This window comes from Nocardioides hungaricus (genome assembly GCF_054782915.1).
The window spans coordinates 86742-101083 of record NZ_BAAGRO010000045.1; the positions used below are offsets into that span (position 1 = coordinate 86742).

At 73.1% G+C, this 14342-nt stretch carries 13 protein-coding genes; 2 read left to right on the plus strand and 11 right to left on the minus strand.

Annotated features, from left to right (window positions below):
- Nucleotides 1-65: 65 nt before the first annotated feature.
- Nucleotides 66-308 carry an RNA-binding protein gene (locus tag ACYVKX_RS17235; protein ID WP_460834906.1) on the minus strand — a complete coding sequence of 81 codons (243 nt, stop codon included), beginning with the start codon at nt 306-308 and terminating at the stop codon, nt 66-68.
- A 5-nt stretch (nt 309-313) separates the two neighbouring features.
- Nucleotides 314-856, minus strand: coding sequence for a 30S ribosomal protein S16 (rpsP, locus tag ACYVKX_RS17240; RefSeq protein ID WP_460834907.1), 543 nt, complete (start codon nt 854-856; stop codon nt 314-316).
- Between the two features lie 182 nt (nt 857-1038).
- Here rpsP and ACYVKX_RS17245 point away from each other — a divergent pair, with 182 nt between their 5' ends.
- A complete protein-coding gene (locus ACYVKX_RS17245; RefSeq protein WP_460834908.1) occupies nt 1039-1632 on the plus strand; it encodes a hypothetical protein in 594 nt (197 codons plus the stop codon).
- Here ACYVKX_RS17245 and ACYVKX_RS17250 read toward each other — a convergent pair.
- The 8 genes from ACYVKX_RS17250 to ACYVKX_RS17285 form a co-directional block, all read right to left on the minus strand.
- Entirely contained in the window at nt 1629-2699 is a 1071-nt protein-coding gene (locus ACYVKX_RS17250) for an amidohydrolase family protein (protein ID WP_460834909.1), read from the minus strand. The two genes, ACYVKX_RS17245 and ACYVKX_RS17250, sit on opposite strands and share 4 nt — an antisense overlap.
- A gap of 92 nt (nt 2700-2791) precedes the next feature.
- Complete coding sequence (locus ACYVKX_RS17255; protein WP_460834910.1) at nt 2792-2938, minus strand: hypothetical protein; 147 nt, start codon at nt 2936-2938, stop codon at nt 2792-2794.
- Entirely contained in the window at nt 2935-4518 is a 1584-nt protein-coding gene (ffh, locus tag ACYVKX_RS17260; protein ID WP_460834911.1) for a signal recognition particle protein, read from the minus strand. Before ffh ends, ACYVKX_RS17255 begins: the two co-directional genes overlap by 4 nt.
- A 41-nt stretch (nt 4519-4559) precedes the next feature.
- The gene (locus ACYVKX_RS17265; RefSeq protein ID WP_460834964.1) at nt 4560-6794 is read right to left on the minus strand and encodes a [protein-PII] uridylyltransferase; all 2235 of its coding nucleotides are present in this window, start codon (nt 6792-6794) and stop codon (nt 4560-4562) included.
- Between the two features lie 79 nt (nt 6795-6873).
- Complete coding sequence (locus tag ACYVKX_RS17270) at nt 6874-7212, minus strand: P-II family nitrogen regulator (protein WP_459968830.1); 339 nt, start codon at nt 7210-7212, stop codon at nt 6874-6876.
- Entirely contained in the window at nt 7209-8525 is a 1317-nt protein-coding gene (locus ACYVKX_RS17275) for an ammonium transporter (protein ID WP_460834912.1), read from the minus strand. The genes ACYVKX_RS17270 and ACYVKX_RS17275 overlap by 4 nt, the downstream gene beginning before the upstream one ends.
- A gap of 179 nt (nt 8526-8704) precedes the next feature.
- Nucleotides 8705-9799 carry a signal recognition particle-docking protein FtsY gene (gene ftsY / locus ACYVKX_RS17280; protein WP_460834913.1) on the minus strand — a complete coding sequence of 365 codons (1095 nt, stop codon included), beginning with the start codon at nt 9797-9799 and terminating at the stop codon, nt 8705-8707.
- A gap of 24 nt (nt 9800-9823) precedes the next feature.
- Entirely contained in the window at nt 9824-10012 is a 189-nt protein-coding gene (locus ACYVKX_RS17285) for a hypothetical protein (protein WP_460834914.1), read from the minus strand.
- Nucleotides 10013-10256: 244 nt separating this feature from the next.
- Here ACYVKX_RS17285 and ACYVKX_RS17290 point away from each other — a divergent pair, with 244 nt between their 5' ends.
- Nucleotides 10257-10604: a type II toxin-antitoxin system HicB family antitoxin gene (locus ACYVKX_RS17290; protein WP_460834915.1), complete on the plus strand. Its 348-nt coding sequence runs from the start codon at nt 10257-10259 to the stop codon at nt 10602-10604.
- Between the two features lie 30 nt (nt 10605-10634).
- On the opposite strand, the gene smc is transcribed toward ACYVKX_RS17290, so the two are convergent.
- Nucleotides 10635-14219: a chromosome segregation protein SMC gene (smc, locus tag ACYVKX_RS17295; RefSeq protein WP_460834916.1), complete on the minus strand. Its 3585-nt coding sequence runs from the start codon at nt 14217-14219 to the stop codon at nt 10635-10637.
- Between the last annotated feature and the right edge of the window lie 123 nt (nt 14220-14342).

Consider the following 14342-nt stretch of genomic DNA (forward strand, 5'->3'; position numbering starts at 1 on the left):
GGATGCGAATGGGTGCCGCCCCGTGCGGGGCGGCACCCATTCAAGCGCTGATCCTCAGCGGCCGCTCAGCGACGCCGGTCGGTGTCGACGAAGTCGACCCGGGCGCCGCCCCGGCCCGCGAGCGCGGAGACCACGGTGCGGAAGGCGGTCGCGGTGCGTCCGCCCCGGCCGATCACCTTGCCGAGGTCGTCGGGGTGCACCCGGACCTCGAGGATCGAGCCGCGGCGCAGCTGCTTGTCGCGCACGCTCACGTCGTCGGGGTTGTCGACGACACCGCGCACCAGGTGCTCGAGCGCCTCGGCGAGCATGGCGCTCAGGACTCCGCCTCGTCGGGGGCCTGCTCCGCCTCGACCTCGGCGGTCTCGGCCTGCTCGGCGGCGACCTCGGGGGTCTCGTCGGCGGGGACGGGAGCCGGGGCCTCCTCGGCGGGAGCCTCAGCAGCCGGGGTCTCCTCGGCCTTCTTCTCGCTCTTCTTCGCCGCCTTCTTGGTCACCGCCTCGCCCCTGGGCTCGGACTGGGCGTCCTTGAGCGCCTGGTTGAAGATCTCGAGCTTGTCCGGCTTCGGCCCGGCGACCTTGAGGGTGCCCTCGGCGCCGGTGTGGCCCTTGAACCTCTGCCAGTCGCCGGTGATCTTGAGGATCTTGGCGACGGCGTCCGACGGCTGTGCGCCGACGCCGAGCCAGTACTGCGCCCGCTCGGAGACGACGTCGATGTACGACGGGTCCTCCTTGGGGTGGTACTTGCCGATCTCCTCGATCACGCGGCCGTCGCGCTTCTTGCGCGAGTCGACGACGACGATGCGGTACTGCGGCACCCGGACCTTGCCCAGGCGCTTCAAGCGGATCTTGACGGCCACGTCTGTGGTGTCTCCTCGGAACTCGTGTGTGGGTGAAGGGCCTGCTCCAGGTGGGGAAAGCACCGGTCGGGACCTTCGATGGGCTCTGCCGCGTCCGGGTGAGAGGGTCCGGGCGCGCAGGACTCGGCGGCCAAGTCTGCCAGACCTCGCCGTCCGGGTCGAAATCGGGCAGAGTGAGGCCCGTGACGAGCACACCGGGGCCGTACGGCGCGTACTCGCCCGTGCCCCAGCCGCCGAGGAGGTACCGGCCGAGCGCCGGGTGGTTCGTGGCCGGGATCGCGCTGATCGTGGTCGCGGTCGTCGTCGCGGTCGGGATCTTCGTCTGGCTGCTGGCCGGCTTCCTCGACACCGACGCGACGGTGCGTGCCGACGGCGAGCCGCGGCAGGTCAGCGTCGGCACCGACGGCGACCGGATGCTCTGGCTCGACGACCAGACCACCTCGTGCCGGATCGTCGACGGCGAGACCGGCGCGAAGATCCCGGTCCGCACGGTCACCGGCTCGTTCGAGCGGTCCGACTCCAACGGCGATCTGGTGGGCCTCTACCGGTTCTCGCCGGGGTCCGGGAGCCTCGAGGTCACCTGCACCTCCTCCCTCGCGGGCATCGGCCCGGCGCCCGTGGTGCTGATCGGCCCGATGCCCCAGATCGGCAACTTCGTGGTCGGCATCCTGCTGGCGATCCTCATCCCCGGCCTGCTCGGCCTGGCCGGCCTGGTCATGCTGATCGTCACCGGCATCCTGTGGTCGGTGCGCGACCCGAGGCCGAAGGTCTCCTAGACGATCCGGCCCCGCAGCACGACGGCGGCCGGGCGGAGCAGCACGGAGAGGTCCACGAGCGGGTCGGCGTCGTACACGACGAAGTCGGCGGGCGCGCCCTCGTCGAGGCCGGCGTTCCAGCCGAGCCACTCGCGCGCCCGCCAGGAGGCGGCGCCGAGCGCGTAGTCGCGCGGCAGCCCGATGGACGCCATCGCGACGACCTCGCCGGCCAGGTTGCCGTGCCGGCTGATGCCGCCGCCGTCGGAGCCCGCGTAGAGCGGCACCCCGGCGTCGTACGCCGCCATGATCGTGTCGCGGCGGCGCACGTAGAGGTCGGTCATCGTGCTCGTGTACGCCGGGAACCTCTCGCGTCCGGCCGCGGCGTAGCCGGGGAACCTGTCGAGCTGCATGACCGTCGGCACCAGCGCGACCCCGCCGGCGACCATCGCCTCGATCTGGTCCTGGTGCAGGCCGGTGCCGTGCTCGACGCAGTCGATGCCGGCCTCGATCAGGCCGGTGAGCACCTCGTGGCCGAAGCAGTGCGCGGTCACCCGGGCGCCGTGCTCGTGCGCGACGCGGATCGCGTGGGCGAACGCGTCGGCCGGGAACGACGGCCGCAGGTCGCCGTCCTCGCGCGAGATCCAGTCGCCGACCAGCTTCACCCACCCGTCGCCGCGCTGCGCCTCCTGCGCGACCGTCGCGGAGAGCTCGGCCGGCTCGACCTCGTGGGCGTAGTTGCGGATGTAGCGCTTGGTGCGCGCGATGTGCCGCCCGGCGCGGATCAGCCGCGGCAGGTCCTCACGCTCCTGGATCCATGCGGTGTCGGCCGCCGAGCCGCAGTCGCGGATCAGCAGCGCCCCGGCGTCGCGGTCCTCGATCGCCTGCCGCTCGGTCGCCTCGTCGGAGATCGCGCCGTCGTCGTCCAGCCCGAGGTGGCAGTGCGCGTCGACCAGGCCCGGCACGATCCACCCGTCGACGGCCGTCTCGGCCCCCGCGACCGGCTCGTAGGTCACCGTGCCGTCCACGACGTACAGCGTGCGCGGCTCGGCGTCGGGCAGGACCGGTCCGGAGAACCTCAGCGCGGGCATGAGGTGGACGCTACCGGGGCGCGCATGTAACGCCGGGTTACCTCTTGTTCCCACCATGTTGCAGCACCATGGGAACAAGAGGTAACCCGGCGTTACAGCTGATCGAGCAGCCAGCCGGGACCCAGCCGCACCAGGTGCGGTGCGAGGAGCGGCGTCAGCGCCCGACGCTGGTCCTCGAACTCCGAGGTCCAGGCCGGGTCGTGCTCGACGAGGACGATGGGGTCGCGGCGGTGGCTCACTTCAGGTACTTCGAGAAGTCCTTCGGCAGGTTGAGCGCGGCGGCGGCCTGCTCGTAGTCGACGGGCTCGTCGGGGTTCGGGTTGCCGAACGGGTTGGCGGCGACCCTCTCCTTCTGCGCCGCGGCCTGCTGGGCGGCCTTGGCCGGGTTGCCGGAGACGCGCTTGCCCCCCTTGCCCTTCTTGGGCGGCTGCTTGGCCTTGGCGCGCTTGCCGCCCATGCCCGGCATCCCGGGCATCCCCGGCATGCCGGGGATCCCGCCGCCCTTGGCGAGCGACGTCATCATCTTGCGGGCCTCGAAGAACCGGTCGACGAGCTGGTTCACGTCGGAGACCTGCCGGCCGGAGCCGCGGGCGATGCGGGCGCGTCGGGAGCCGTCGATGAGCTTGGGGTTGGCCCGCTCGGCCGGCGTCATCGACTGGATGATCGCCTGGATCCGGTCGATCTCGCGCTCGTCGAAGTTCTCGAGCTGGTCGCGGAACTGCCCCATCCCGGGCAGCATCCCCATGATCTTCGACATCGAGCCGAGCTTGCGGACCTGCTGCATCTGCTCGAGGAAGTCGTCGAGGGTGAACTCGCCGCCCTGGCCGGTCAGCTTGGCCGCGGCCTTCGCCGCCTGCTCGGCGTCGAACGCCTTCTCGGCCTGCTCGATGAGCGTCATCACGTCGCCCATGTCGAGGATGCGCGAGGCCATCCGGTCGGGGTGGAACAGGTCGAAGTCGGTGAGCTTCTCGCCGTTGGAGGCAAACATCACCGGCTTGCCGGTCACCGACGCGATCGAGAGCGCGGCGCCGCCGCGGGCGTCGCCGTCGAGCTTGGTGAGTACGACGCCGTCGTACCCGACCCCGTTGAGGAACGCCTGCGCGGTGGTCACGGCGTCCTGGCCGATCATCGCGTCGACGACGAACAGCACCTCGTCGGGCTGCACCGCGTCGCGGATGTCGGCGGCCTGCTGCATCATCTCGGCGTCCACGCCGAGGCGGCCGGCGGTGTCGACGATGACGGTGTCGTGGAGAGTCCGCTTGGCCTCCTCGACCGACGCCCGCGCGACCGCGACCGGGTCGCCACCGTGCTCGACTCCCTGGGCGTTCCCGGGCTCGGGGGCGAAGACGGGCACGCCGGCCCGCTCGCCGTTCACCTGGAGCTGGTTGACCGCGTTCGGCCGCTGGAGGTCCGCGGCGACGAGCATCGGCGTGCGGCCCTGCTCCTTGAGCCACAGCGCCAGCTTGGCGGCCAGCGTCGTCTTGCCGGCGCCCTGGAGGCCGGCGAGCATGATGACGGTCGGGCCGGACTTGGCGTAGCGCAGCCGGCGGGTCTCGCCGCCGAGGATGGTGACGAGCTCCTCGTTGACGATCTTGACGACCTGCTGGGCCGGGTTCAGCGCCTGGCTGACCTCCTCTCCCCGCGCCCGCTCCTTGACCGCGGCCACGAACTCCTTGACGACGGGCAGCGCGACGTCGGCCTCGAGCAGCGCGATCCGGATCTCGCGTGCGGTGGCGTCGATGTCGGCCTCGGAGAGCCGGCCCTTGCCCCGGAGGTTCCTGAAGGTGTCGGCGAGCCGGTCAGAGAGTGTGGCGAACAAGTCGTGGTCCTGTGCGGGATGAGGTCAGAGACGGCCCCAGCCTAGTCGGGCGGCGTCGACGGCCCCGAGAGCGCCGCCCGCACCGCGTGCGCCGCCTCGGCCGCGCGCTGGTCCGAGAGCACGCCGGCCGAGGACTCCTGGAGGTAGAACACGTCCACGGCCTGCGGGCCGAGCGTGTCGACGTGCGCCGAGCGCACCGCCACGTCGAGCGCGGCGAGCGCCGAGCACACCAGGTAGACGACGCCGGGCCGGTCCGCGGTCCGCACCTCGATCACGGTCGCCTGCTCCGACGCCTCCGGTCGTACGACGACCGCCGGCTCGAGCGCGGCGGCCGGCCCGCCCGGTCGCAGCCGCCGGGCCACGTCGACCCGGCCGTCCACGACGGCGCCGTACCGCTGGCGGAGGACGGCGGCGTCGAGGCCGGGCTCGCCGACCTCCCAGACGGAGACGGCGTACCGCTCCTGCGACCAGGCCCGGGCCGCCCGCACCGGGATCCGGTCGAGGCCGAAGGTCGCGGCCAGGTCGGCGAGCAGCCCGACCCGGTCGGGGGCCACGACGGTCACCCGGGTGCCGTCGACGGCCGGCTCGACCGCGATCGACACGCCCCCGGCCCGGACCTCCTTCGGCACCGAGACGTCCTCGGCCACGACCGGCGGCAACGAGGCGCCGGCGCCGAGCGCCGCCCGCGCCCGGCGGGCCAGGTCGCGCACCAGCCCGGCGCGCCAGGACGACCAGGCCTTGGGCGCGGTCGCCCGCGCATCGGCCTCGGACAGGGCGAGCAGCAGGTCCAGCGCCTCGACCGACCCGAGCCGGGAGGCGACCAAGTCGACGGTCGCGGGGTCGTCCGGGTCGCGGGTGGTCGCGGTCTCCGAGAGCAGCAGGTGCCAGCGCACCAGCCGGGCGATCAGGTCGATCGCCTCGGGGGCGAACCCCATCCGCCCGGCGATCTCCCGCGCGATCGGCTCCCCCGCGACGCTGTGCTCGGTCAGGCTGCCCTTGCCGATGTCGTGCAGCAGCGCCGCGACCATCAGCACGTCGGGGCGGGCGACGTGCCGGATCAGCGCGGACGCCTCCACGCAGGTCTCGACGACGTGCCGGTCGACCGTGAAACGATGGATCGCCGAGGCGTGCGGCAGCAGCCGGATCCGCTCCCACTCCGGCAGGCTCCCGTGCAGGGCGCCGGTCTCCTCCAGCGTCTCCCAGACCGGCAACAGGCCGCGACCTGAGGCGAGCAGCCGCACCAGCAGCCGGCGCGCCTCGGCCGGCCACGGCGTCGGCAGCGGCGCCGCCTCGCGGGCCAGGCGGGCGGCCGTCGCGGGCGCCAGCACCGCGTCGCGCTCGGCCGCCTCCGCGGCGGCCCGGAGCAGCAGCAGCGGGTCGGCGGCCGGCCGCGCCCGCGCGTCCAGCACGACCTCGCGCGCCGACAGCGCGATCCCGGGCGCGATGAAGTCCAGCCGCGGCCGCCGCGGGCCGCGGATCCGGGCCGGCTCGGCCAGCACGGCGTCCACGCGCCGCCAGGTCAGGTGCGAGAGGTGCGCGATCCGGCGGCCGAGCTCGCGCACGTGCACCTGCGCGGCCCGCGCGTCGGGCAGGTCGAGCCGGTGCGCGACCTCGCTCCACGTCTCCGGCGCGATCCGGTCGGTGGCCCGGCCGGCGACCCCCTGGACCACGTCCCGCACGTCGAGCAGCGCGAGCCGGCCGCGCTCGAGCTCGACATGCGGGACGTCGACCAGCCAGGTCGCGACCAGCGCCTTGAGCACGGTGGCGTCGCGCAGCCCGCCCTCGGCCTCCTTCACGTCCGGCACCGAGAGGTGGGCGAGCTCACCGAGCAGCTCGTGCCGGGCGCGCACCAGGTCGCGCAGCTCCGGCAGCCGGTCGCGGCTCCCCCGCCGCCAGTGGGCGAGCATCTCGGTGCGCAGCCGCAGCGTCAGCCCGGGGTCGCCGGCCAGGTGCCGGACGTCGAGCAGCCCGAGCGCGACCTTCAGGTCCGCGTCGGCCGCGGCGACCGTCTCGGGCATGGTCCGCACCGCGTGGTCGAGCTTGGTGCCGGAGTCCCAGAGCGGGTACCAGACCTGCTCGGCCACCGCCCGCACGTCGACGCCCTCGTCGGAGACGAGCACGACGTCGAGGTCGGAGTACGGCGCCAGCTCGCCGCGCCCGAAGCCTCCGACGGCCACCAGGGCGGCGCCGGCGTCGGGGCCGCCGCTCTCGGCGTAGGCCCGGGCGCAGAGCGTGTCGGCCGCGGCGGCGCGCGCGGCCCGGTCGTCGGCGGTCAGGACGCCACCTCCTCGCGCCGATCATGCCCCGGACAGCCCGCGGCCCGGCCCCTGCGTGAGGGGCCGGGCCGCGAGGGTGTCACAGAGCGGCTTCGTCCTTGTCGCCGGTGCGGACCCGGACCACGGTGTCGACCGGGCTCACCCACACCTTGCCGTCGCCGATCCGGCCGGTCTGCGCCGTCTTCACGACGATCCCCACCACGTCGTCCGCGTCGTCGTCGCCGACGACGATCTCGATCCGGATCTTGGGCACCAGCGCGATGTCGTACTCCGCGCCCCGGTAGACCTCCGTGTGCCCCTTCTGCCGGCCGTAGCCGCTGACCTCGCTGACGGTCATGCCCGTCACGCCGAAGGTCTCCAGCGCCTCGCGGACGTCCTCCCACTTGTGCGGCTTGATGACCGCGGTCACGAGCTTCATGCGTTCGCTCCTTCCGAAGCAGGGGCGGTGGCGGCACCGGCCAGTACGCCGGACTTGCCCCCGCCGCCGAGACTGCTGGTGTGCAGGTCGTAGGCGGTCTCGCCGTGGGCGGCCAGGTCGATGCCCTCGACCTCGTCATCCTCGCCGATCCGCAGGCCGATCGTGTACTTGATCGCCAGGCCGATGACCAGCGTGAGCATGCCGGAGTAGGCGATGGCGATGAGCACCCCCAGCGACTGGTCGCCGAGCGAGCCGAGGCCGCCGCCGTACAGGAGGCCGTCCACGCCGCCCGCACCGTCGGAGGTGGAGAAGACGCCGATCAGGACCGTGCCGACGATGCCGCCGACGAGGTGGACGCCCACGACGTCGAGCGAGTCGTCGTACCCGAGCCGGAACTTCAGGCCGACCGCCCAGGCGCAGACCGCGCCGGCGATGGCGCCGATCGCGACGGCACCCTCGATGTCGACCGCGCCGGCGGCCGGGGTGATGGCGACCAGGCCGGCCACGATGCCCGAGGCGGCGCCGAGCGAGGTGGCCTTCTTGTGGATCAGCTTCTCGATCGCCAGCCAGCCGAGGATCGCGGCCATCGTGGCGAGTGTGGTGTTGGCGAAGGTGCGGCCGGTCTCGGAGTAGAACTGGGCGAGGTTCTCCTCGTCGGTCGCGCCGCCGAAGACGATCGAGCCGACGTTGAAGCCGTACCAGCCGAGCCAGAGCATGCCGGCGCCGAGCATCGTGAGGGTCAGGTTGTGCGGGCGCATCTTGTCGCGCGGCCAGCCCAGCCGCTTGCCCAGCAGCAGGACGAGGACCAGCGCCGCGATGCCGGCGTTGATGTGGACCGCGGTGCCGCCGGCGTAGTCCTGGGCGCCGACCCGGCCGCAGATCAGCGAGTCGTCGGTGCAGCTGAAGACCATGTGCGACATCGGGAAGTAGACGATCAGCGCCCAGATCGGCACGAACGCGAGCCAGGCGGCGAACTTCATCCGCCCCTCGACCGCGCCGCTGATCAGCGCGACCGTGATGATCGCGAAGGTCATCTGGAACATCACCGAGATGTAGCCGTCGGTCGTGACGCCGTCGAGCCAGAACAGCTCGAACGGGTTGGCGAAGAACGTGCCCTCGCCGCCGAAGCCCATCGACCAGCCGACCGCGACGTACAGGATGCCGACGATCGCCGCGGCGATGAACGACATCATGATCATGTTGAGCACGGACTTCGACCGAGACATGCCGCCGTAGAAGAGCGCCAGCGCCGGCACGGTCATCATCAAGACCAACGCCGTCGCCACCAGCATGAAGGCGTAGTAGCCGTCCACAGAACCTCCAGGATCGCCATTCGGAGGACGGGCCGGCGCGGACTGCGCTGTCGAGGGCCGGGGGCCGTCTCATTGGCCCCGACCCTCGTCGGCGGAGGTTTCGACGCACGCGCCGACGTGTTGCGGTCAGGAAACGAGTTCCCCGGCTCTGTTACTTCGGTGTTACGCCGGCCGAGCGATCAGCCGAGGAGCGCGTCGACGAAGGCGCCCGGGTCGAACGGCGCCAGGTCGTCGGCGCCCTCCCCGAGGCCGACCAGCTTCACGGGTACGCCGAGCTCGCGCTGCACCGCGACGACGATGCCGCCCTTCGCGGAGCCGTCGAGCTTGGTGAGGACGATGCCGGTGACGTCGACGACCTCGCTGAAGACGCGCGCCTGGATCAGGCCGTTCTGGCCGGTGGTGGCGTCGAGGACGAGCAGCACCTCGGTGACCGGCGCCTGCTTCTCGATGACGCGCTTGACCTTGCCGAGCTCGTCCATCAGGCCGGCCTTGTTCTGCAGGCGGCCCGCGGTGTCGACGATGACGGTGTCGGCACCGGTGTCGACGCCCTCCCTGACCGCCTCGAACGCGACGCTCGCGGGGTCGGTGCCCTCGGGGCCGCGGACGACGGCGACGCCGACCCGCTCGCCCCAGGTGGCCAGCTGCTCGACGGCGGCGGCCCGGAACGTGTCGGCGGCGCCGAGCACGACCGAGCGGTCCTCGGCGACCAGGATCCGGGAGATCTTGCCGACGGTGGTGGTCTTGCCGGAGCCGTTGACGCCCACGACCAGCACGACGCCCGGCCTGCCGTCGGCGCCGCTGACCTGGAGGCGGCGGTCCATGCCGGGGTCGACCAGGCTCACCAGCTCCTCGCGGAGCACGGTGCGGGGGTCGTCGGAGGCACCCTCGACGCGGAGCCGGGTGCGCAGCCGCGCGACCAGCTCCTGGGTCGGCGCCACGCCGACGTCGGCGGTGAGCAGGGTGTCCTCGATGGACTCCCAGGTGTCCTCGTCGAGCCGGTCGCGCGAGAGCAGCGCGAGCAGGCCGCGGCCGAGACCGCCCTGCGAGCCGGCCAGCCGCTGGCGCAGCCGGACCAGGCGGGACGCCGTACCCTCCGGCCGCTCGAGGACGGGAGCGGCGGGCTCCGCGGGCGGCGCCTCGACCTCGGGCGCCGGCGCGGACGGTGCGGGTGCCTCCGCCGGCCCGGCCTTCGGCCGCCGCGCGACGACGAGGCCGGCAAGAGTCAGCACCGCGAGGACCGCGATGCCGATGATCAGGTAGAGCCAGTCACCCATGGCTCCATCCCACCACAGCGGGGTTCAGCGCTGCGGCTCGGAGTCCTCGTACTCCGGCTCCAGCAGCGGAGCCGCGTCGACCGCCCTGCTCATCGCGTCGCCGAGCCACGGCGCGGCCGGGACCTGCTCGCCGCGATGCGGGTAGGCGACGTAGAGGACCACCAGCCCGGCGATCGCGAGGATCACCAGCATGGAGATGACGACGAACAGCACGGCGGGGCCTCCCGGGATCGACTGCCCCCACCGTGTCACATACCTGGTGAACCGCCGGCGCGGACGCGCGGCACGAGACGACCACGTTCGCACCTCGAGGATCGGCGCCGGCGATCCTTGAACCGATGGTACTGCGGGCAGTACCATCCTGTCATGACGTCGGTTCCTGACCTCGTCGCCGCCAGACGAAGGCGTACCAGGTGCGTCAGGTGCTCAAGGCGATCGACAAGTTGGAGGCCACGTGATGCAGACCGGTACCCGTCTCGACGTCTCGCACTACACCTACCGCGTCTCGTGGTCGGCCGACGACAACGAGTACGTCGCTACCTGCGCCGAGTTCCCTTCGTTGTCGTGGTTGGCGGCGTCTCAACTCGAGGCGCTGCAAGGGCTCCAGCGGCTGCTCGAGGATGTCGTCGCCGACCTGGTCGACGCACAGGAGCAGGTGCCGGAGCCGTTCGCCGAGCGCACCTACTCCGGCAAGTTCAACCTGCGTGTCGGGGAGAGCCTGCATCGAGAGCTCGCGATCCACGCGGCCGAGGATGGTCTCAGCCTGAATCAGTACGTCGTCCGGAAGTTGACCGCGACCGCCTGACGGGACTTCGCTGCTCTTCTCGACCGGGGCCTACGCGGGCTGGTTCAAGACACGCGCGTCTCGATCGCGCAGGCGCTGGCTGATCACGGCGGAGACGCCGTCGCCGCGCATGGTCACGCCGTAGAGCGCGTCGCCGACCTCCATGGTCCGCTTCTGGTGGGTGATCACGAGCAGCTGGGAGTTCTCGCGCAGCTCCTCGTAGATCTCCAGCAGGCGGCCCAGGTTGGTGTCGTCGAGCGCCGCCTCGACCTCGTCGAGGATGTAGAACGGCGACGGGCGGGCCTTGAACAGCGCGACCAGGAACGCCACCGCGACCAGCGACCGCTCGCCGCCGGAGAGCAGCGAGAGGCGCTTGACCTTCTTGCCCGGCGGGCGGGCCTCGACCTCGACGCCGGTGGTGAGCATATCGTCGGGGTCGGTGAGCACCAGCCGGCCCTCGCCGCCCGGGAACAGCCGGGCGAACGTCTGCTCGAAGGCGCGCTCCACATCGGCGTACGCCTCGGTGAAGACCTGCTCCACGCGCTGGTCGACCTCGCGGACGATGTCGAGGAGGTCCTTGCGGGTCTTGCGGAGGTCCTCGAGCTGCTCGGAGAGGAACTGGTGGCGCTCCTCCATCGCGGAGAACTCCTCCAGCGCCAGCGGGTTGACCCGGCCGAGCTCGCGCAAGGCACGCTCGGCGATGCGCAGCCGCTTCTGCTGCTCCTCGCGGACGTACGGCGTGGGCTCCGGCTCGTCCTCGCCCTCCGGCACCTCGCCCTGCCCCTCGATCCGGATCTGCGGCACGAGCTGGTCGGGGCCGTACTCGGCCGTCAGCGAGTCGGCGTCGATGCCGAGCTCCTCGAGCGCCTTCTCCTCGAGCTGCTCGATGCGCATCCGCTGCTGAGTGCGGGCCATCTCGTCGCGGTGGACGGAGTTGACCAGCTCGTCGTGCTCCCTGCCGAGATCGCGGAGCGCGGTGCGGACGTCGCGGAGCTCCTGCTCGCGTCCCGCGCGGGACTGCTCGACCGCGGCGCGCGCCTGGGCGGCGCGGTCGATGGAGACCTCGAGCCGGCCGAGGACGTAGCCGACCGCCCGGCCGACTGCCTCGGCGGCCCGGCCCTCGCGGATCATCCGCTCGCGACGTGCCGCGGCCTTCGCGCGGGCCTCGCGCTCGGCGGCGGCGGCGCGCACCAGCGCGTCGGCTCGGCCGTGCAGCGCGCGCGCCCGCTCCTCCGACGTACGCAGGGCGAGGCGGGCGTCCATCTCGCCCTGACGGGCGGCGCGGGCCTCCTCGACGAGCCGCTCGCGGACGCTGGTGTCGGGCTCCTCCTCGGGCGCCTCCTCGGCGGTCGTGGCCCGGGCCTCCATGTCGGCGAGCCCGGCGACGGCCTGGGCGCGGGCCTCCTCGGCCCTCTCGATCGCCTGGGCGAGCCGCTCGGCCTCGCCGCGGGCGGCGCGGGCCTGGGAGCCGTACTGGCCGAGCTCCTCGGCGACCGCCGCCAGCGTGGCGTCGGACTCGTGCAGCTTGGCGAGCGCGACGTCGACGCGCTTCTGCGCCTCCAGCCGCTCGGCCTCCAGGCGGGACATCTCGAACCCGAGGCGCTCGGAGGACGCGATCGCCTCGGCGAGCTGCTCGGCGGCCTCGTCGACGGCCGCCTGGACCTCGATCAGGCTGGGCTGGCTCGACGAGCCGCCGGCCGCGTAGTGGGCGCCGAGGACGTCGCCCTCGCGGGTGACCGCGGTGACGTCGGGCAGGTCGCGCACCAGTGCGCGGGCGGCGACGAGGTCGGCGACGACCGCGACCCGGTCGAGCAGGCGGGTCAGCGCCGGGCGCAGCTCGGCCGGGCACTCGACGACGTCGACGGCGTACGTCGCCTCGCCCGGGAGCCCGGGCCAGTCGCGGCCGGTCGCGGGGCCGCCGCCGAGGAGCAGGCCGGCGCGGCCGAGGTCGTCGCCCTTGAGGTGGCCGATCGCGCGGACCGCCGCGTCGGCGTCGGCGACGGCGACCGCATCGGCCGCGGCACCGAGCGCCCGGGCGACCGCAGCCTCGTACCCGGTGCGCACGGTGAGCAGCGCGGCGACCGAGCCGAGCAGCCCGGACACCTCGTCGGAGGCGGCGAGCAGCGCGCCGGCGCCGTCTTTGCGGTTGAGGCCCATCTCGAGGGCGTCCTTGCGGGCCGCGAGCGCGGTGCGGTCGCGGTCGGACTGCAGCGCCTCGTCGCGGGCCTTGGCGAGCCGCTCCTCGATGTCGTCGAGCGCGGCCGTCGCGGCCTCGTGCTCGGCGTCCAGGCCCTCCTCGCCGGCGTCGAGGCCGGCGACCTTGGTCTCCAGGGCGGTGAAGTCGCGCTGCGCTCGCTCGGCGCGGGCCACGGCCTCCTCGCGCGCGAGGGTGAGCCGGCCGACCTCCTCGTCGGCCGCGGCCGCCCGGGACTTCATCGCGTTGACCTGGCCGTGCAGCCGGGCCAGGCCCTCGCGGCGGTCGGCGGCGGCACGCTGCAGGCTGGCGACCCTGCGGTCCTCCTCGGCGGCCGCGTCCTCCGCCGTACGACGGACGACGACCGCCGCCTCCAGCGCGGTGCGGTGGGCGTCGACCTCGGCGTCGATGCGCTGCTCCTGCTCACGGACCTGCGCGGCCTCGGCCTCCAGCGCCTCGGGATCGCGCCCGGTCCGCTCCTCGACCTCCGTGGTGGTGGCGGCGTTGCGGACCCGCTCGGCGGCCAGCGACTGGGTGCCGCGGAGCCGCTCGCGCAGCCCGGACAGCTGGAACCAGGTCTCCTGCGCCCGCGCCAGCGCCGGGAGGTCCTCGCGCAGCGCGGCCTCGAGGGCGCCCTCGGACTCGCGGGCCTGCGCCAGCCGCGCCTCGACCTGCTCGCGGCGCGCGACCAGGACCGACTCGTCGGCCATCTCCTGCTCGAGCGCGGTGCGCGCGGTGACCAGGTCGTCGGCCATCAGCCGGGCGCGAGCGTCGCGGACGTCGGCCTGGACGGTCTGCGCGCGGCGCGCGACCTCGGCCTGGCGGCCGAGCGGCTTGAGCTGGCGGCGGATCTCGCTGAGCAGGTCGCCCAGTCGGGTGAGGTTGCCCTCGGTGGAGTCGAGCTTGCGGAGCGCCTTCTCCTTGCGCTTGCGGTGCTTGAGTACTCCCGCGGCCTCCTCGATGAACCCGCGCCGGTCCTCCGGGGTCGCGTGCAGGATCGTGTCGAGCTGGCCCTGGCCGACGATCACGTGCATCTCACGGCCGATGCCGGAGTCGCTGAGCAGCTCCTGGACGTCGAGCAGACGGCAGGGCTGGGAGTTGATGGCGTACTCCGAGCCCCCGGAGCGGAACATGGTGCGGCTGATCGTCACCTCGGCGTACTCGATCGGCAGCGCGCCGTCGGCGTTGTCGATGGTCAAGACGACCTCGGCGCGGCCCAGCGGCGGGCGGCCGGAGGTGCCGGCGAAGATGACGTCCTCCATCTTGCCGCCGCGCAGCGACTTGGCGCCCTGCTCGCCCATCACCCAGGCGAGCGCGTCGACGACGTTCGACTTGCCGGAGCCGTTGGGACCCACGATGCAGGTGATGCCCGGCTCGAGCTGGAGCGTGGTCGAGGAGGCGAAGGACTTGAACCCCTTGAGGGTCAGGCTCTTCAGGTACAACGTCTGGCTCCCAGCTGATCGGTTCGGCTGATCGTTCGGCGGTCTCGTCGCTGAGGACGAAGGCTGCGTCGTCATCGCGATCATCGCAGCGGGTCTCGGGGGAAGCTCAGCGAGCCTCACGAT

Excerpts from the sequence above, each read along its gene's own strand:
- ACYVKX_RS17235 (WP_460834906.1), bottom strand. The coding sequence starts at position 308 with ATGCTCGCCGAGGCGCTCGAGCACCTGGTGCGCGGTGTCGTCGACAAC.
- ACYVKX_RS17250 (WP_460834909.1), bottom strand. The coding sequence starts at position 2,699 with ATGCCCGCGCTGAGGTTCTCCGGACCGGTCCTGCCCGACGCCGAGCCG.
- ACYVKX_RS17270 (WP_459968830.1), bottom strand. The coding sequence starts at position 7,212 with ATGAAGCTCGTGACCGCGGTCATCAAGCCGCACAAGTGGGAGGACGTC.
- ftsY (WP_460834913.1), bottom strand. The coding sequence starts at position 9,799 with ATGGGTGACTGGCTCTACCTGATCATCGGCATCGCGGTCCTCGCGGTG.
- ACYVKX_RS17290 (WP_460834915.1), top strand. The coding sequence starts at position 10,257 with ATGCAGACCGGTACCCGTCTCGACGTCTCGCACTACACCTACCGCGTC.